An 18,835-nucleotide genomic window follows, 5' to 3' on the forward strand; every position below is an offset into this window, starting at 1 on the left:
TTGATCTCCCTGAACAAAATCGACTTGCAAGCGTTTTCACTCTTTGCCAGATAGGGGCCCAGTAGTCAAGGACATGAAAAAGGCGTTAAATGCGCGCGCCCATTCCGGAAGTCTGAATGGGGGACAGGGCCCCTCCTCTGCGGGCCGGCTTCATTTCCGAGAATTCCTCATGCGTAGACAGGCGATGGCGTGGTCGATCCAGCTGGCGTTGATGGGCGTGGCTGCTTCCGCGGCGGCCCAGGCACCGGCTTCCTCTTCGGTGCAACAACTGGACGCGGTGCAGGTCACCGGCTCGCGCATTCCGCGCGCCCAGGTGGAAGGCCCCGCTCCGATCACGGTGATCAATGCCGAGCAGATCCGCTCCAGTGGCTTCACCACCGTGCCGGACGTGCTGCGTGCAATGACCCAGAACGGCGGTGAGACGCAGAGCCAGCAGTCTTCCAGTGGCGCCGACTTCTCGCCGGGCGCCCAGCAGGTGGACCTGCGCGGCCTGGGCCCGAACCACACGCTGGTGCTGGTCAATGGTCGGCGTATTGCCGATTTCCCGATGCCGTTCAAGGGCCGCAGCAACTTCACCGATGTCTCCAACATCCCGCTGGGCATGATCGAGCGCATCGAAGTACTGACCGGCAGCGCCTCGGCCATCTACGGCTCGGACGCGATCGCCGGCGTGGTCAACTTCATCCTGAAGAAGAAGGCCGACGGCACCACGATCGACATGCGCATGGGCACCACCAGCGAAGGCGGCGGCGAGTCGTTCGACATGAGCCTGGCCAGCGGTTTCAGCCGTGGCAACTTCAACGCCGTGTACAGCGTCGAGCTGCAGTCGCAGACCCCGCTGTGGGCCTATGACCGTGACATCCAGGACTCGACCCAGGATGGCCCCACCGAGGGTTCGCGCATCGCGCGCCGTGCCTATCTTCGCACCGACTACAACGATGACTACCTGGGCCCGGGCGCCGCCACCTGCGAAGCGCTGTCCGGCCAGAACCAGGGCAGCACCTATCGTGCCTACCGCCCGAAGTACGGCTACTACTGCGGCAGCGACAGCTCGATCGGCTACGGCACCATCCTCAGCAAGCGCCGCGGCGCCAACGGCTACGCGTCGCTGAGCTACGACTTCGACAATGGCCAGCAGTGGTTCGCCGACGTGCAGCTCGGCTACCACACGATGTCGCTGATGCGCGACGTCACCCAGTGGGGCCGCATGGATGCCAACGGTGATGAGTCGGGCTACTTCAACAACGAAGCCACTGGCGAGATCGAGTTCTGGCAGCGACAGTTCTCGCCCGAGGAAATGGGCGGCCTGCGCAACGCCATGGTGCGCAGCACTCAGAAGACCTTCAGCGTGACCATCGGCTTCAAGGGCAACCTGATTGGCAACTGGGATTACGAAGCGGCGTTGAGCCATTCGCAGTACCAGTCGCGCATCAGCTGGGCACAGATCATTGCCGCCAAGGCCAATGACCTGTTCCTCGGCCCGCAGCTGGGCGTGGATGACGACGGTTTCCCGGTCTACAACGCCGATCCGTCACGCCTGTACCGTCCACTGACCCGCGCCGAGTACGACTCGATCGCCGCGCGTACCACCTACACTCCGAAGTCGCGCACGGAAACCGCCGCCTTCACCCTGACCAACGCAGCACTGTTCGCACTGCCCGGTGGCGATGCCGGGTTTGCCGCGACCGTGGAAGTGGGCCAGCAGGCCTATTCTCTGAACCCCGATCCGCTGGCGACCGGGTACTACTACTACAGCTGGAAGGATTCGGACGGCAAGGGTTCGCGCAACCGCTGGGCGACGGCTGCGGAGCTGCGCATGCCGCTGCACGACACGGTCAACCTGAGCGTGGCGGGCCGCTACGACCAGTACCGCTATTCCGGACACAGCATCGGCAAGGAGACCTGGAGCGGCGGCCTGGAATGGCGCCCGATCGATACCCTGCTGGTGCGCGGCTCCTACGGCACCGCATTCCGTGCACCGGACCTGCACTATGTGTTTGCCGGACCGGGCAACGACGAGACCAGCGCCGAGGATCTGTACACCTGCCGCCTCGAGGAGGCCAGCGACTGTTCCGATTACGAGCGCAACCTGATCCGCAGCCGCACCGGCAACCGCCAGCTCGACCCGGAAACCAGCACCTCGTGGAGCGCCGGCTTTGTCTGGTCACCGGCGATCGGCCTGGACCTGTCGGTGGACTGGTTTGACATCGATATGCGCAACCAGGTGCAGGACATGGACGTGCGCACGCTCCTGGCCAACGAAGCAAACTGCCGCCTGGGCAGCGCCGACATCAATTCGCCGACCTGCGTGGACGCGCTCGCCCGCATCACCCGCAGCAACGACGGACGCCTGTATGGCGTGCGCGTGGAGCCGATCAACGTCGCCCGCGAATCCACCTCCGGCATCGACGCCGGCCTGCGTTATCGCCTGCAGACGGGCATCGGCGATTTCATCTTCAACGGCACGCACACCTGGGTGAAGAAGCATGATTTCCAGCGCTACCCCGGCGACCGCACCGAAGACCAGTTCGCGGTCAACAGTGGCTTCGACATTCCGCGCACCAAGACCAGCCTGAGCGTAACCTGGGAGAAGGATGCGTGGTCGGCAACGGTGTACGGCTCGCGCCTGGGCAAGCTGCCGACCTCGGACAGCTACGACCAGGTGTTCGACTGGGACAGCGGCGACAGCCCGTACGTGAAGGCGACCTATCGCTACAACGCCTCGCTGCAGTACCGCGTCGACGACCACTCGCGCCTGTCGCTGTCGGTGGTCAACGTGTTCAACAAGATGCCGCCGAAGGACCGTACCTACACCGCTTACCCGTACTACGACGTGTCCTGGTTCGACAGCGTCGGCCGCACGATCAACCTGCAGTACACCCACAAGTTCGGTGGCAGCGCACTGTAAGTGCCTGGCCAGCGCCGATACAGGAGACCCCCGCTTCGGCGGGGGTTCTCTTTTCCGCCGCCTGAACGGTACCCACGCGCAGGCTCCGGCCTGACCGGCCAGCGGGGGATTTTAGGAAACAGCTGATTCCGCGCCATCAGCGCCGCTCCCTAGCATCGTTGCATGTTCCGCTTTCCCCGCCCTTCGCTGCAGCAGGCCGTGCCATCGACCACCGCGTCGGTGTTGCTGCGCTGCCTGACCGTCTGCGTCTTCATCTGCCTGGCCGCCGCGGCCGGGTTCTACCTGCTCACGGCATTCACCGAAGACATCTCGACCCATCGCCGCGAGATGAATGCAGCGGCCTACAAGGCACAGATCTATTTCGACCAGCGCGAAGCCCTGCTGCGCTACCTGGGGGATTCGGTACTGGCCGGCAACCCGAATGCACCGGCCGCAGACAGCGAGGGCGTGCGCCAGCTGCCGCTGGATGGTCCCGGTGGCCAGCCGGGCCAGCGGCTGCTGCTGTCAGCGCGCGCCGAGCACACGCTGCAGGCACTGCAGACGCATCTGCTGCTGATCGATGCACGCGGCGCGCACTGGCTGGCCGGGGGCGAGGTCGACGTCGACCTGGTGCACCTGCCATCACTGCGTGCGCTGCAGGCACGCAGCGGCAGCCTCCAGGGTGCAGACCCGGTGTACTGGCTGCGGCCGGGTGACAGTGGCGTTGCGCTGGCGCAGCCGGTACAGGCGGGCCCCCAACCGGCGCAGTGGCTGGTGCTGCTGCTCGATGGCGCGGCGGCGGCGAGCATGATCGACGGCCAGGGCATTGGCGGTTACGCGCTGCTCGACCGTGCGGGGCAGCCTGCATTGTCCAGCCAGGCACCGCGGCTGGATGGTGCGGGCTGGAAGACCCTGCGGGAGCGCCAGGACGACAGCTTCGGCACGTTGTGGAGCGGCGGCCTGCCGCGCGGCGTAGCGCTGGTGAAAAGTGTCGGCAATGACGGCTGGCGGTTGGTCTACCACCTGCCGCCGCCGCTGCTGCTGGGCGACCTGGCCGTGCCCCTGCTGGTCTGCGTGCTGTTGCTGCTGCTGGCCGGTGTTGCGCTGCGCCTGCTACGGCATCGCGTTGACCTCCAGCTGATCCAGCCGGCCCTGCAGCAGCACCGCCGCCTGCTGGAGAACCTGGACTTCAGTTCGACGGTGATCGACATGGCGCCGGTCGGCATCTGCGTCCTGCGCCGCAGCGACCGCGCGCTGCTGCTCTCCAACCAGCTGCTGCGCGACTGGCTCGGCGAAGAAGGCGAACACAGCGACTGGCAGGCACCATGGCGCGGACATGCCGGCGAACGCGGGCGTGGACTTGAATTCACCGCCCGCGATGGGCGCCAGCTGCAAGTGCTGCACGCGGCCTGCCGCTACCAGGGCGATGACGTGCTGCTATGCGTCTTCCATGATATTTCCCGGCACCGCCAGGCACAGGCCGCACTGTCGTCGGCACGCCAGGCCGCCGATGCGGCCAACCAGGCCAAGAGCGCGTTCCTGGCCACCATGAGCCATGAGATCCGCACCCCGCTGTATGGCGTGCTGGGCACGCTGGAGCTGCTGGGGCACACCTCGCTGGACGCCCGGCAGTCGCAGTACCTGCGCACCATCGAGAGTTCCTCGTCGGTCCTGCTGCAGTTGATCAGCGATGTGCTGGATGTTTCCAAGATCGAGTCAGGACAGCTCAGTCTGGAGCCGACGGCGTTCTCGCCGCGCGAGCTGACCGAGAGCGTGCTGCGCAGCTTCGCCGCGTCGGCCACCTGCAAGGGCCTGCAGATCCTGGTCTGTACCGATCCGCGCCTGCCGACACGGGTGCTCGGTGATGCCGACCGCATCCGCCAGGTGCTGGGCAACCTGCTCAGCAACGCGATCAAGTTCACCGAGCATGGCCGGGTGGTATTGCGCGTGCGCCAGGTGCAGCGCGAAGGTGAATCGAGCGTGCTGGCATGGCAGGTGACCGATACCGGCGTGGGCATCGCTGCGGAGGAACAGGCGCGGTTGTTCGAACCGTTCCGCCAGGTCCGCGGCGCAGCCAGCGCGCAGGGCACCGGCCTGGGCCTGTCCATCAGCGACCGCCTGGTACGCCTGATGAGCGGCGAGCTGCAGGTGGTGAGCGAACCCGGGCTGGGCAGCAGCTTCAGCGTCCGCCTGCCGTTGCCGGTGCTGGCCGCTGCCGAGGATGGCCCCACACTGCTGCCGGAACCACCGATCCTGGTGCGCGGCCGCGACCGCGAGCTGGTCGACAGTGCCTGTGGCTGGCTGTGTCGCTGGGGCGCCAACGCGCAGCCCCTGCTTGGTGACCCGGCGTTGCTGGACCATGACGGCGCGATCCTGATGGATGGCGAAGCCGGGATGCCGCTGGCCTGGTCGGGCCCGCGCGTGGTGGCATCGATCGAGGGCGGTGACCAGCCGATCACTGCCGCCGACGGCAGCCTGGTGGTGACCCTGCACGGCATGACCGCGATCGGCAAGGCGCTGGCCAGCGTGCAGCAGCAGCGCGCGGCGCAGCCGGAGGCCACGCGCACGGCACCACCGATGCCTCTGGGCCTGCGCGTGCTGGCCGTCGAGGACAACCCGATCAACCGGGTGATCCTGGCCGAGCAGCTGCGCACCCTCGGCTGCGACGTGGAGCTGGCACAGGATGGCATGGAAGCGCTGCAGCGGTGCCGCGAGCAGTGCTTCGATCTGGTGGTGACCGACATCAACATGCCGCGCATGGACGGCCACGCGCTGGCCCGCCAGCTGCGCGATGACGGCAACCCGGTACCGGTGATCGGCGCCACCGCCAATGCCACCGCCGAAGAGCGCGAGCGCTGCCTGGCCAGTGGCATGCAGGGCTACCTCAGCAAACCCGTCGACATCGCCCGCCTGCGCAAGGCGCTCACCGCCCTGCGCCAAGGAGACCCCGCATGACCCAGCGCGTCCTGATCCTGGAAGACCAGCCCTTCCAACGTGGTTTCCTGGCCAATCTGTTCGGCAGCCGCGCCGGTGTCCAGGTCGATGCCTGCGAAGACGTGGATGCCGCCATCGCACTGTGTGCCTGCCAGCCCTACGACCTGGTGGTCAGTGACCTGCTGATGCCCGGGCAGGACGGCATCCAGTTCATCCAGGCACTGGCGGCGCAACCACGCCCGCCGCGCCTTGCCGTGGTCAGCGCGGCCCCGCGGCGGATGATGACCTCGGCACGGCTGATGGCCGAATCGCTGGGGCTGGATGTGATCGGCCTGCTGCCCAAGCCGGTGGCGGCCGCCGACGTGGACGCGCTGTTCGAGGCGCTGGCGCAGGCGCGCCCGGCCACCGACAAGGCCCCCTCACTCGCGGCAGCGGCAGTCCCCGAACCGGATGCGTCGCAGCTGCGCCAGGCGATGGCCGATGGCAGCCTGACGGCGTGGTTCCAACCCAAGAAGTCACTGCAGTCCGGACGGGTGGTGGCGGCCGAAGCACTGGTGCGCTGGCGCCACCCGCAGCTGGGCACGCTGGCCGCCGGCAGCTTCCTGCCGGCGATCTGCCGCTACGGGCTGGAGGGCGACCTGCTGCGGATGATGCTCAAGGCCAGCATCAGCGCACAGGCGCGTTGGCGCAAGCAGGGCTTCCGGGTACCGGTGTCGATCAACCTGCCGCCTCATCTGCTGGAGCAGTCGGACCTGCCCGATGAGCTGCTGGCGCTGACCCTGGCCCACGGCGGGACGCCCGGCGAGTTGTGCTTCGAACTGATGGAGAACAGCACCACGCGGCACGTCAGCGACTTCTATGCCGGTGCCTGCCGGCTGCGCATGAAGGGCTTCGGCTTGGCCCAGGATGATTTCGGGCAGGGCCTGAGCTCGGTCCACAACCTGGTCAATACCCCCTTCACCGAGGTCAAGATCGACCGCGCGCTGGTCAGTGGCTGCGCCCGTGACCCGGCCCTGCACCTGACCCTGTCGACGGTGATCGCACTGGCCAACCAGCTGGGCCTGATCATCGTGGCTGAGGGCGTGGAAAGTGATGCCGACCTGGCCGCACTGCGGCAGTTAGGGTGCAGCCAGGTGCAGGGGTTCCTGATCTCGCAGGCGCTGCCGTCGGACGAATTCAACCGTTTGCTGGACGAGGAAGCACCGCAACTGGACGAAAGACCGCAGGCCGCCCTGCGCTGACGCGGATTCCACGACGGCTTCACAAAAACATCAAGCGGCATTGATGATCCTGTCTATGCAGTAGCGGCGGACTTCGCGCCGCCACCGGTGCCGATGTCCGCCCCATGCCCTGAGACCTGCCATGCCGGCCGAGGCCGCTCCTGTACGCCGACTCGCTCGCCGCTCGCTCCGCGTCCATGCCCTGTTGATCGGCGTGGTGGTGCTGGCGACCCTGCAGGCCGGACTGCTGCTGTCGGCCGGCTCGCAACTGTTGAACGAAGAGCGCAGCAAGATCGAGTACCACTTCCGCCGCCTGGACGGCACGTTGCGCGAGCAGGAGCGCTTCCTGCGCCAGTGGCGGCTGCATGATGTCGGCGTACGAGGCCAGCCGGTTGCCGATGCCAGCGTGGAACTGCAACGCGGTCCGTTGTATGCCAACTTCGCGGTGATCGGGAGCGAGGGGGCCGGTCGTTCGCCACCGACCGAGCTGGGCGACCGGTTCCTGCGCTTCTACGGCACGTTCTGGTCCGCTTCGCGCTACCCACCACCGCAATGCCTGCTGGTCGATGGCCAGGGCACACGCGGGCTGCTGGCACCGGTACAGACCGTCGGTACCGATGCAAGCCAGAACAGCCCGCATCACCTGCGACCGGCGATCGCCGACATCCACCGCGCACTGGGTACGCGGCCCACGCTGCAGCGCGGCGGCATCGCCTGGGTAAGCGTGCCGTGGCGCGACCGGCAGACCTGGCTGCTCGCCATCGCCCACGCTCCGCAGGATGCGCGCCTGTGGGGGGAGGACGGCAAGGATTCGCAGGCCGCGCTGGCGTGCCTGCTCGATCCGGCACGCGTCGATGACTACCGGCAGGTGCTGGGTGTTCCGGTGTTCCAACGGCTGTCGCTGTTCGATGCCGATGGCCAGCGCCTGCTGGGCGATGCTGCAGATGCCAGCAACGCTGGCACCTCCTGGCAGGCAGGCCTGGGAGGCCTGCAGTTCCGCATGCGCAGCGAGCGCGGCTGGCTGGCGGTCTACCACGTCAGCTGGCGGCAGGTATTCCAGCACCCGCAGGGGCCGCTGCTCGGTGCGACGGTGGTGGCCCTGCTGCTGGCACTGGGTGGCACGCTGGTGCTGCGCGCGTATCGGCGTTCGGTCATCGAGCCGCTGCGCAGCAACCACGCGCGGCTGCTGGAAAGCGAAGCCTTCAGCCGCACCATCCTGGACAACGCGCCGATCGGGCTGTGCCTGCTGCACCGTACCGATGGCAATGTGCTGCTGGACAACACCCTCGCCCGCCGCTGGCTGGGCGAAGACCACCACAGCGGAGGCTGGCATGGCCCTTGGCGGCGCAGCGTGCTGTCCGCTGGAGGCACCACGCTCGGCGATGGGCTGGCCTACACCACGCCCGAAGGCCGCCACCTGCTGGTGACCGCGACGCCGGCGCGCTATCGCGGCGAGCCGGCGGTGCTGTGTCTGTTCATCGATCTCAGCAGCCAGCACGAAGCCGAGCAGGTGCTGCAGCAGGCGCGCCGTGCCGCCGACCAGGCCAACCGGGCCAAGAGCCAGTTCCTGGCCACCATGAGCCACGAGATCCGCACGCCGCTGTACGGCGTGCTCGGCACCCTCGAACTGCTCGGACTCACGCCACTGGATGCGCGTCAGCGGGACTACCTGGGGACGATCCAGCGTTCGTCCTCGACGCTGATGCAACTGATCAGCGACATCCTCGATGTCAGCAAGGCCGAGGCCGGGCAACTGAGCCTGGAACCCAGCCCGTTCGATCCAGTGCATCTGACCGAGGATGCGCTCGACTCGTATGCTGCCGCGGCCGCCAGCAAAGGGCTGCAGTTCTACGCCTGCATCGATGCCGACGTGCCGTCCGTGGTGTGCGGTGATGCGGCACGGATCCGCCAGATACTCAACAACCTGATCAGCAACGCGCTGAAGTTCACTGACAGCGGACGCGTGGTGGTGCGCGTCTCGGCACGCTGGCAAGAGCAGCGCTGCTGGCTGCAGTGGCAGGTCGCCGATACCGGCATCGGCATTGCCAGCGAGCACCAGGCACACCTGTTCGAGCCGTTCTTCCAGGCCAACCCGGGCACCGATGCGATGCGCGGCACCGGCCTGGGCCTTTCCATCTGCGCGCATCTTGTGGCGTTGATGGAAGGCCAGCTGCGCGTGGTCAGCGAGAGCGGCCTGGGCAGCAGCTTCAGCGTAGAACTGCCGCTGCCCCCGGCGCCGGCCGATCCGCAGCAATCTCCTGCGCCGCAGTTGCCTGCGGGCCTGCAGGTACAGGTGCGGGGTGGTGTGCGCGAGCTGGTCCAATCACTGTGCGACCGCCTGCAGCAGCGCGGTGCACTGGCCAGCGTGTACCGCGATGAAAGCGCGGCGGGCTTGCCGTCGTCCACCGTGCTGCTCGACCTGGTCCTGGGCGACGCGTTGCCCGGGTGGGTGGATGGACCGCGTGCGGTTGCCTGCCGCGACGGCGGCGTGCGGCCACGGCAGATCGATGGCGCCTGGCAGGTTGGCCTGCACCGGTTCGACGCGATCGTGCTCGCGTTGGCTGCCGCCAGTGGCCAGCCGCTGGCGGCCAGCGCCGAAGGGCGCCTGCCGGCGACGCGCCGTTTCGGCCTGCAGGTGCTGGTGGCCGAGGACAACCCGATCAACCAGGCGATCCTGCGCGACCAGCTGGAACAGCTCGGCTGCCGCGCCGTGGTCGCCAGCGACGGCAATGAAGCGTTGGGCTACTGGCAGCAGGACGAGTTCGCGCTGGTGCTGACCGACCTGAACATGCCCGGGCTGGATGGCTATGGCCTGGCGCGCGCCTTGCGGGCGCGCGGTGTCAGCGTGCCGATCCACGGCGCCACCGCCAATGCCGACCCGGCCGAACGCCAGCGCTGCCAGGAATCGGGCATGCAGGGCGTGCTGGTCAAGCCGATCACGCTGGAAGCGCTGCAACGCCTGCTGATCGGGATAACCCGGGGCGACGCAACGGTTCCCGCGCCATCGCAAGCACCGGAATCCACCGATACGGGCGATGATGATCTCCCGCTGCAGGTTCCCGCGAGGATGCAGGCGTTGTTCGTGCAGACCATGCAGGCCGACCTGGACAGCCTGCGCCAGTCGATTGCCAGCGCCGATCCCGCGCGCGTGGTGCAGGTACTGCATCGCATCCGTGGCGCACTGGTCATCGTGGGCGCACCCGCCCTGGTGGACAGCGGCCTGCAGATCGAGCACAGCCTTGCGAGCGGCGATGACCTGACCACCCAGGCGGCGTCGCTTGCCCACTTCCAGCGACGCCTCGAACAGCTGTTGCATCCGCTGCTTGATGCGGCCTCCCCTTCCCCACCTGACGACCCGACCCTGCCATGACCACACGGATCCTCATCGCCGACGACCACCCGATCGTGCTTGCCGGCATCCGCGACGTATTGGCCGGGGAACTGGACCTGGACGTGGTGGGTGAGGCGGCCGACCCGGCGACGCTGATCGAACTGATGACCCGCACCCGCCCACAGGTCGTGATCACCGACTACAGCATGCCGGGGGGCGACCGCTTCGGTGACGGCATCAAGCTGATCTCGTTCCTGCGCCGCAGCTTCCCGGAGACGCGCCTGCTGGTGCTGACGATGGTGTCCAATCCGTCGTTGGTTGCAGCGATGTATGCCGCCGGCGCCGGCGGCGTCGTGCTCAAGAGCCATGGATTGGGCAGCCTGGTACAGGCCCTGCGCGTGGTGCTGGCCGACCGCGTCTACCGGCCACCGGGCCTGCTGCCGGTCGCGGCGAGCGAACCAGCCGATGCCGATGCGGTCCGTGCACGCCTGTCGCCGCGCGAACTGGAAGTGATCCGGCTGTTTACCGGCGGCATGAGCGTGGGCGACATCGCACGCCAGCTGCAGCGCAGCGCCAAGACGGTCAGCACGCAGAAGATCAGTGCGATGCGCAAGCTCGGCGTGGACAGTGACCAGGCACTGATCGAGTACTGCCTGCAGGCCTCGTTGTTCGCCTGAGGCCCACTCCAGGCTGAATCCTGCGGGCCCCGTACGAGGGCCTGCGACGGCTTTAGGAAACGCCTGATTCCATAGGACAGTGCCGATTTCTAGGCTGGACGCATCCCGCCATGGTGCGCCTGCCGGCAGCAACCGCGTCGCCGTGGGGGACGGAAGCCCGATGGCGCCTGCAGCTGCTATCGCGTGTGGCTTCCGCAGCGACGCGGCCCTGCCGCGCCAGTCCGCGCAGCCCTGCTGCGCCCTGCCACAGGAAGTCCAACAGCATGTACGCCTCCCCCACTCGGCGCCGCCGAGCGTCCGGGCGCGCGCGCCTCGCGCCTGCTCCCCTCCTTCCCAGCCTGCTGGCAACCGCCCTGTGGGCGGCACTGCCAGTCCACGCCGCCGATCTGACCGGGCCCCTGCAGGTCAGCGACGGCAACAACCTGCAGCTGGGTGCCGATGATGTCCTCACCCATGGCGCGGGCAGCTTCGCACTGACCGTCACCGGCGCTGGCAGCAGCGCACTGATCGATGGCAGCCGCATCAACGTGACCGGTAATGGCAGCGCCGTGTCTGCTGCCAGTGGCGGCCAGGTGCAGCTGCGCGGTGCCACCATGTCGATCGCACCCGCTACCGGCGTTGGCTTCTACGCACTGTATGCCAATGGCGCCGGCAGCGTGATCGATGCGCGCGATGTCGATATCGATGCCACGCGCAACGGCAGCGGATTCGGCAGCGTGCAGGCCTACAACGGTGGCGTGATCCGTTACACCGGGGGCCGTCTTTCAGTGACAGGTACCGGTGCGGCGCTGGCCGGTGCGTCCGGCAAGGGCAGTGAACTGCACCTGGCCGATCTGCAGATGAGCGCCGACGGTGGTGCCCGCCTGCGCGCCGACAGCGCGGGCCTGCTGACGATCCGCAACAGCCGCATCACCCTCGCTCCCGGTGGCATCCTCGCCGGCGTTGCCGTCGATGGCGCGGGCAGCCGCGCCGAGCTGTATGACACCTACATGGAAGGCGGCTGGTTCGATATCGACAGTGGTGGCAGCGTGCTGCTGGAGAACGTGGAAGCGCACTCGGTGGGTGGCAGCATGCGCCTGCTCGGCAGCCGCATCAGCAAGACCTATTCCAGCGCAGTGATCAACGGCGGCAGCTTCTACACCGTCGGCGGCTATGGCGTGAACATCAACAGCTGGGGGCAGCTGACCGCCCGCGACGCCGCGTTCGATGTGCGTGATGGCTACTCCGGATTCTGGCTGGCCAGCGATGAGTCGCGCCTGCAGCTGACCGACAGCACCATCGACACCTGGACCGACACCTACGGCTACGGTGTCGAGATCGCTGGCGGTGTCGCCACCGTGCAGGGCGGCCGGATCACCACGCACGGCGATGCGACCTATGGCGTACGCGTGACCGGTTCCACCGGCAGCACCGCCAGCCGCATTGAAGCCACCGGAAGCGTGATCGACATGCGCGGCAACGGGGGTGGCGGCGTGTTCATCGGTGGCTCCACCGCCACCGCGCTGCTCGACACCGTTGCGATCCGCGGCGACGGCGAGAACGTGTTCGGCATCGTGCACATGAACACCGCGCGGCTGACCCAGGCCGATCGCCTGGACATCCGCATGACCGGCAGCAACAGCGGTGGCTACCGCTCCTACCTGACCGCGTTCGGCCCGTACTGGAACCGCGCCACCTTCAATGACAGCCACATCGAGACCGCCAGCGGCGCCGCGTTCTGGCTGCAGGGCAGCAACCATGCGTTGACCGTCAATGGCAGCGATGTGACCGCAGGCGACGGCAGCGGGCGCCTGCTGCGCGTCAGCGACACGGTGTTCACCGATGGCAGCAGCGTGGCGACCAGCCGCATCGACTTCAGCGCCGACGCCAGCACGCTGCGCGGTGACGTGGTGGTCGACAGCGCAACGGCTGACGTACGCATGGTGCTGGGCAACGGCACCACGTTCAGCGGTGCTCTGCGCAACGACTCCGGCTACCAGGTCGCACACCTTGCGCTGGATGGCAGCAGCCAGTGGAACGTGCGTGCCAGTTCCAGCGTCGGCGCGCTCGAACACGCCGGCACCATCGCCTTCGATACCCCGGGGGCAAGCGGCTTCAAGACCGTCACTGTCAGCGGCGACTATGTGGGCAACGGGGGCCAGTGGATCTTCAACCGTGCACTGGGTGACGACACTTCGCTGGGCGACCAGCTGGTCATCAATGGCAACAGCAGCGGCACTGCCAGCGTGAGCGTGCGCAATGCCGGCGGTGCCGGTGCACTGACGCAGGAGGGTATCCGCCTGATCACCGTTGGCGGCCAGTCCGATGCACAGTTCAGCCTGCAGGGACGCGCGGTCGCCGGTGCCTACGACTACTTCCTGTTCAAGGGCGGCGTGTCGACCCCGGATGATGGCAACTGGTACCTGCGTTCGGAATACGTGCCACCCGTCGATCCGCCGGAGCCGCCGGAACCGCCGATTGATCCGCCGCAGCCGCCGGAGCCGCCGGTCGACCCGCCGTCACCGCCGGAACCGCCGGTCGACCCGCCGTTGCCGCCGGAACCGCCGATCGACCCGCCGCGCCCGCAGGTGGAACGCCCGGAACCGGCGGCTTACCTGGCCAACCGCAACGCCGCGCTGGGCATGTTCCGGCACAGCCTGCACGACCGCGCCGGTGACCCCGCCGCCGAGGCCGGCGCCAGCAGCGATGCCGTGGCCTGGATGCACCTTCGCAGCGCGCAGCCCGACAGCCACGACCGCAACCGCCAGGTCCAGGTCGATGGGCAGATCAGCAGCGTGCTGGTCGGCGTCGGCCGTCGCTTCGAGGTGGGCGGCGCGGGCGAACTGCAGGCAGGTGCGATGCTCGGCCACGGCCGCGCGCGCAATGACAGCCGCTCGCAGGTGACCGGCTACACCGCGCGTGGCGTGGTCACCGGCACCAGTGTGGGTGCCTATGCCACCTGGCTGCAGGATGCACGCATGCAAGGCGGCGCCTATGTGGATGGTTGGCTGCAGTACGGCCGCTTCCGCAACAGCGTGCAGGGCGATGGACTGCAGAAGGAACGTTATGACGCCCGCAACTGGAGTGCATCGGCCGAAGCTGGCTATGTGCTGCCCCTGCGGCGCACCGCGCAGCGCGGCATCTACCTGCAACCGCAACTGCAGGTAGTGCACAGCCGCTATGACAGCGACCGCGTGGTCGAGGCCAACGGCACGGTGGTCGAAGACCGCAGTGGTGACGAGACCAGCACCCGCCTCGGCCTGCGCCTGTACAGCCGTGGGTTGAGCGCGGCGCAGGGCCAGGTGCATCCGTACGTGGCAGTGAACTGGTGGTCCGGCGGCAATGGCGCGGGCCTGGCGATGGACGGTGAACGGCTGCAGCGGCAGTTGCCGCGCGACATCTACGAGGCCAAGGCCGGTGTACAGGTGGATCTGTCCGGCGGCTGGCGCGGCTGGGGCGAACTGAGCCGGCAGAGCGGCGGCATGGGCTTCCGCGACGTCGGTGCCCAGCTGGGCGTGTCGTACACCTGGTGATGCGGGAAGTGCCCGGCAAGGGAGTGCCGGGCGCTTTTTCCACATGCCGCGTGGAAAGCGGTGGGAGTTTGGTGTGGACAAGTGGCGGTGAGCTCCACGCACCAAGCGTTTCAGGGTGTGGCGTTTTTTTGTCCACGCCCATGCGCGGTTTTCCACATCCGCCGTGGAGAGTGGTTGGGATTTGGTGTGGACAAGTGGGTGCGAGCATTGCACCGCAGGCGTTTCGAAGCGTGGTGAAAATTTGTCCATATTGCACAGGCAACCTGGCAGAGCCGAGCCCACGCTCTGCTGATACCCCCTGAGCCGAGCGTAGGCTCGGCTCTACAGGGGAGCTGTGCGGTTTTCCACATGTGGCGTGGAAAGCGATGGGAGTTTGCTGTGGACAAGTGCCGGCGAACGTCACGCCGCAAGCGTTTCGCAGTGTGGTGATTTTTTGTCCATCGCCGGAAACGCGAACGCCCCGCACAGGGCGGGGCGTCCGGGGTCGATCCGTTGCCGCCGGATCAGACGTTGAAGCGGAAGTGCAGGATATCGCCTTCCTGCACGCGGTATTCCTTGCCTTCCAGGCGCAGGCGACCTGCTTCCTTGGCGCCGGCTTCGCCCTTGTACTTGATGAAGTCGTCATACGCGATGGTTTCGGCGCGGATGAAGCCCTTCTCGAAGTCGGTGTGGATGACCGCGGCGGCCTGCGGGGCAGTGGCGCCCTTGCGCACGGTCCACGCACGGACTTCCTTCACGCCAGCGGTGAAGTAGGTCTGCAGGCCGAGCAGGCTGTAGGCCGCGTTGATCACGCGGTTCAAGCCCGGCTCGCTCAGGCCCAGGTCGGCCAGGAAGGTATCGCGGTCCTCGTCGTCGAGCTGGGACAGCTCTTCTTCGATCGCGGCCGACACCGGTACCACCTGCGCGCCTTCTGCGGCGGCATGCGCGCGCACGGCTTCCAGGTGCGGGTTGTTCTCGAAACCGTCTTCCAGCACGTTGGCGATGTACATCACCGGCTTCAGGGTCAGCAGGAACAGGTCGCGCACCAGCGCCTTCTCTTCCTCGTCCAGGCCGGCCGAGCGGCCGGCCTTGCCCTCCGACAGCGCCGCCTGCAGCTTGGCCAGTACCGGCTTGCGCGCCGCTGCATCCTTGTCGCCGCCCTTGGCCGCACGCTCGGCACGGTTCAGTGCCTTCTCGACGCTGTCCAGGTCGGCCAGCGCCAGTTCGGTATCGATGGTTTCGATGTCCGAGATCGGATCGACCTTGCCGGCCACGTGCACGATGTCGCCGTGCTCGAAGCAGCGCACCACGTGAGTGATCGCATCGACTTCGCGGATGTGTGCCAGGAACTTGTTGCCCAGGCCTTCACCGCTGGCGGCGCCGGCTACCAGGCCGGCGATGTCGACGAACTCGACTGCGGTCGGGATGACCTTCTGCGGGTTGATGATGCCCGCCAGCTCGTTCAGGCGCGGATCCGGTACCGGCACGATGCCGACGTTCGGCTCGATGGTGCAGAACGGGAAGTTCGCCGCGGCGATACCCGCCTTGGTCAGCGCATTGAACAGGGTCGACTTGCCGACGTTGGGCAGGCCGACGATGCCGCATTTGATACCCATGGGTGACAGCTCTCTGGGGTGAAAGTGATTGGGGAAACAGCGACCTGGGCGCTGCTTTTCCAATCATTCTCCGTACCGACCAACGGTCGGTACCTACCGGATTGGTTGGTTCCGTACCGACCAACGGTCGGTACCTACCGGCTACTTCGGGGTGTGCAGCCGCTTCATCGCTTCGTTGAAATCGCCCTGCACCGCCAGCGGCATCACGTCGATCGCATCATCGATGGCGCGTGCAATCAGCACGTCGTCGTCCTTCGACGGGCGCCCCAGCACCCAACCCACCACGCGGTCCTTGTGACCGGGATGGCCGATGCCCACGCGCAGGCGATGGAACCTGCCGTGGCCGAGCAGGCGGATGGTGTCGCGCAGGCCGTTCTGGCCGCCGTGGCCACCGTCGAACTTCAGCCGTGCCGCGCCGGGCGGCAGGTCCAGCTCGTCGTGGGCCAGCAGGGTTTCCTCCGGCTCGATCTTCCAGAACCGCTGGGCGGCGGTGACCGACTTGCCGCTGAGGTTCATGAAGGTGGCGGGCTTGAGCAGCCACACCGTCTGCCCGGCGATCTCGACCTTGGCGGTCTCGCCGAACAGCTTGCTGTCCACATTCCATCGCGCACCGGCTTTTTCCGCCAGGGCCTCAACGAAATGAAACCCGGCATTGTGCCGGGTCCGGGCGTGTTCAGATCCGGGGTTGCCCAGACCGACGATCAGTCGCAGTCCTGCCATGGTTCCTTCCAGTACGGTGCCTGCCCGGAGGCAGGCACCGTAACGGTATTACTCGGCGGCAGCCGCTTCTTCGTCAGCCGCGTCGGCCTTGCCGGCCTTGGCGGTGACGATGGCGTCGTCGTGGTCCTTGCCCAGCGCCAGCGCCGGGATTTCCACGCCCTTCGGCAGCTTGATGTCGGACAGGTACACCACGTCACCGGCCTTCAGCTCGCCCAGGTCGACTTCGATCGACTCCGGCAGGTCCTTCGGCAGGCAGGTGATGGTCACTTCCTTCAGTTCGTGGGTGACCACGACGTCGGCAGCCTTGCCAGCCGGCGAGGTGTCTTCGTTGATGAAGTGCAGCGGGACCGAAGCGGTCAGGGCTTCGTTCTCGTTCACGCGCTGGAAGTCCAGGTGCATGATCAGCTGCTTGTACGGGTGGCGCTGCATGTCACGCAGCAGGACCTTCTGCACCTGACCGTCCAGGTTCAGGTCCAGGATCGAGGCATAGAACCATTCGTTCTGCTGGGCCAGCCAGATTTCGTTGTGGTCCAGGCTGATGGCGACCGGCTCGGCGTTGCCGCCGTACACGATGGCCGGGATCACACCAGCGTGACGCAGGCGGCGGCTCGCACCCTTACGCTGCAGTTCACGCTTGGTGACCTTGATTTCATGGGTCTTCGACATTTTCGACTACTCAGGTTGTTGCCTCGCCTTGCGGCTTGGCGGTTGAAGATGCTTCCGCGACCAGAAGCACCCGGGGTATGTCCCCGCCGTTGCCGGCAGGGACGAAAAACTCAGTCCACGTACAGCGAGCTGACCGACTCGCCGAAGGCGATGCGGCGCATCGTTTCGGCCAGCATTTCCGCCACGCTCAGCTGGCGGATCTTGCTGCACACCCGCGCGGCGTCCTTCAGCGGGATGGTGTCGGTCACCACCAGTTCGTCGAGCTGGGAATTGGTGATGTTGTCCACCGCCGGGCCCGACAGCACCGCGTGGGTGCAGTAGGCGGCGACCTTGAGCGCACCGCGCGCCTTCAGCGCAGCGGCAGCGGCGCACAGGGTGCCGGCGGTATCGACGATGTCATCGACCATGACGCAGGTCTTGCCTTCGACGTCGCCGATGATGTTCATCACGGTGGAGACGTTGGCGCGCGGGCGGCGCTTGTCGATGATCGCCAGGTCGGCGTCATCCAGGCGCTTGGCCACCGCACGGGCGCGGACCACGCCGCCCACGTCCGGCGAGACGACGATCAGGTTCTCGGTGCCGTAGGCGCGCCAGATGTCGGCCAGCAGCAGCGGGGACGCATACACGTTGTCCACCGGAATATCGAAGAAGCCCTGGATCTGGTCGGCGTGCAGGTCGACGGTCAGCACGCGATCAGCGCCCGCGGTGCTGAACATCTTGGCCGCCAGCTTGGCGGTGATCGGCACGCGCGAGGAGCGCATGCGGCGATCCTGGCGCGAGTAGCCGAAGTACGGCACCACGGCGGTCACGCTGGCCACCGATGCGCGCTTGAGCGCGTCGATCAGCACCAGCAGTTCCATCAGGTTTTCCGCGCTCGGCGCGCAGGTCGGCTGGATCACGAACACGTCCTGCTTGCGGACGTTCTCTTCGATCTCCACCTGCACTTCACCATCGGAGAAGTGCGAGACCAGCGCCTTGCCCGGGCGAACCCCCAGTTCCTTGCAGATGTTCTGCGCCAGACGTTTGTTGGCGTTGCCGGAAAAGACCAGCAGGTTCGGGGACTCTTGCATCATGATTGTCTCGGGCGGGGACGAGTGGCGGGGATCCGGGGGCGGCAAGGACCCGGATGGACCCTTGCTGCTGACAACACCGCGGTTGTTTCCACGTCCCGCGCGGGCGATGCGCTGGAAGGCGCGGACACAGCCGCTATTGGCAGGGGCGGTAGGATTCGAACCTACGAATGCCAGGATCAAAACCTGGTGCCTTGGGCCTCTTGGCGACGCCCCTGCATTG

At 67.1% G+C, this 18,835-nt stretch carries 10 protein-coding genes and 1 tRNA gene; 6 read left to right on the forward strand and 5 right to left on the reverse strand.

All coding sequences use genetic code 11. The features are described 5' to 3' along the window. Positions 1-169 precede the first annotated feature (169 nt). The 6 genes from ACM0PB_RS11595 (at position 170) to ACM0PB_RS11620 (ending at position 14,561) form a co-directional block, all read left to right on the forward strand. A complete protein-coding gene (locus ACM0PB_RS11595) occupies positions 170-2,908 on the forward strand; it encodes a TonB-dependent receptor plug domain-containing protein (protein ID WP_414604519.1) in 2,739 nt (912 codons plus the stop codon). Between the two features lie 162 nt (positions 2,909-3,070). Continuing rightward, positions 3,071-5,842: a response regulator gene (locus tag ACM0PB_RS11600; RefSeq protein ID WP_414604518.1), complete on the forward strand. Its 2,772-nt coding sequence runs from the start codon at positions 3,071-3,073 to the stop codon at positions 5,840-5,842. Further along, the gene (locus ACM0PB_RS11605; protein WP_065196890.1) at positions 5,839-7,062 is read left to right on the forward strand and encodes an EAL domain-containing response regulator; all 1,224 of its coding nucleotides are present in this window, start codon (positions 5,839-5,841) and stop codon (positions 7,060-7,062) included. The genes ACM0PB_RS11600 and ACM0PB_RS11605 overlap by 4 nt, the downstream gene beginning before the upstream one ends. 121 nt (positions 7,063-7,183) lie before the next feature. Beyond that, the gene (locus ACM0PB_RS11610) at positions 7,184-10,411 is read left to right on the forward strand and encodes a hybrid sensor histidine kinase/response regulator (protein ID WP_065186357.1); all 3,228 of its coding nucleotides are present in this window, start codon (positions 7,184-7,186) and stop codon (positions 10,409-10,411) included. After that, positions 10,408-11,049 (forward strand): response regulator, encoded by a 642-nt coding sequence (locus tag ACM0PB_RS11615; protein WP_049416983.1) that lies wholly within the window; start codon positions 10,408-10,410, stop codon positions 11,047-11,049. Before ACM0PB_RS11610 ends, ACM0PB_RS11615 begins: the two co-directional genes overlap by 4 nt. A 263-nt stretch (positions 11,050-11,312) precedes the next feature. Then, positions 11,313-14,561 (forward strand): autotransporter family protein, encoded by a 3,249-nt coding sequence (locus ACM0PB_RS11620; protein ID WP_329953306.1) that lies wholly within the window; start codon positions 11,313-11,315, stop codon positions 14,559-14,561. 503 nt (positions 14,562-15,064) lie between these two features. Here ACM0PB_RS11620 and ychF read toward each other — a convergent pair. From ychF to ACM0PB_RS11645, 5 genes are all read right to left on the reverse strand, one after another. Beyond that, positions 15,065-16,156, reverse strand: a complete 1,092-nt coding sequence (gene ychF / locus ACM0PB_RS11625; protein WP_005415403.1) for a redox-regulated ATPase YchF — start codon at positions 16,154-16,156, stop codon at positions 15,065-15,067. Positions 16,157-16,297: 141 nt separating this feature from the next. Continuing rightward, complete coding sequence (gene pth, locus ACM0PB_RS11630; RefSeq protein ID WP_138953763.1) at positions 16,298-16,876, reverse strand: aminoacyl-tRNA hydrolase; 579 nt, start codon at positions 16,874-16,876, stop codon at positions 16,298-16,300. A 48-nt stretch (positions 16,877-16,924) separates the two neighbouring features. After that, a complete protein-coding gene (locus tag ACM0PB_RS11635; protein WP_065178966.1) occupies positions 16,925-17,542 on the reverse strand; it encodes a 50S ribosomal protein L25/general stress protein Ctc in 618 nt (205 codons plus the stop codon). Positions 17,543-17,652: 110 nt separating this feature from the next. Next, positions 17,653-18,612, reverse strand: coding sequence for a ribose-phosphate diphosphokinase (locus ACM0PB_RS11640; protein WP_005415400.1), 960 nt, complete (start codon positions 18,610-18,612; stop codon positions 17,653-17,655). A 140-nt stretch (positions 18,613-18,752) separates the two neighbouring features. Beyond that, a tRNA-Gln gene (locus ACM0PB_RS11645) sits at positions 18,753-18,829 on the reverse strand. Positions 18,830-18,835 lie beyond the last annotated feature (6 nt).

The sequence above is a fragment of the Stenotrophomonas sp. AR029 genome, from assembly GCF_047520695.2.
Taxonomy (GTDB): Bacteria; Pseudomonadota; Gammaproteobacteria; order Xanthomonadales; family Xanthomonadaceae; genus Stenotrophomonas; species Stenotrophomonas sepilia.

Excerpts from the sequence above, each read along its gene's own strand:
- ACM0PB_RS11595 (WP_414604519.1), top strand. The coding sequence starts at position 170 with ATGCGTAGACAGGCGATGGCGTGGTCGATCCAGCTGGCGTTGATGGGC.
- ACM0PB_RS11600 (WP_414604518.1), top strand. The coding sequence starts at position 3,071 with ATGTTCCGCTTTCCCCGCCCTTCGCTGCAGCAGGCCGTGCCATCGACC.
- ACM0PB_RS11605 (WP_065196890.1), top strand. The coding sequence starts at position 5,839 with ATGACCCAGCGCGTCCTGATCCTGGAAGACCAGCCCTTCCAACGTGGT.
- ACM0PB_RS11610 (WP_065186357.1), top strand. The coding sequence starts at position 7,184 with ATGCCGGCCGAGGCCGCTCCTGTACGCCGACTCGCTCGCCGCTCGCTC.
- ACM0PB_RS11615 (WP_049416983.1), top strand. The coding sequence starts at position 10,408 with ATGACCACACGGATCCTCATCGCCGACGACCACCCGATCGTGCTTGCC.
- ACM0PB_RS11620 (WP_329953306.1), top strand. The coding sequence starts at position 11,313 with ATGTACGCCTCCCCCACTCGGCGCCGCCGAGCGTCCGGGCGCGCGCGC.
- ychF (WP_005415403.1), bottom strand. The coding sequence starts at position 16,156 with ATGGGTATCAAATGCGGCATCGTCGGCCTGCCCAACGTCGGCAAGTCG.
- pth (WP_138953763.1), bottom strand. The coding sequence starts at position 16,876 with ATGGCAGGACTGCGACTGATCGTCGGTCTGGGCAACCCCGGATCTGAA.
- ACM0PB_RS11635 (WP_065178966.1), bottom strand. The coding sequence starts at position 17,542 with ATGTCGAAGACCCATGAAATCAAGGTCACCAAGCGTGAACTGCAGCGT.
- ACM0PB_RS11640 (WP_005415400.1), bottom strand. The coding sequence starts at position 18,612 with ATGCAAGAGTCCCCGAACCTGCTGGTCTTTTCCGGCAACGCCAACAAA.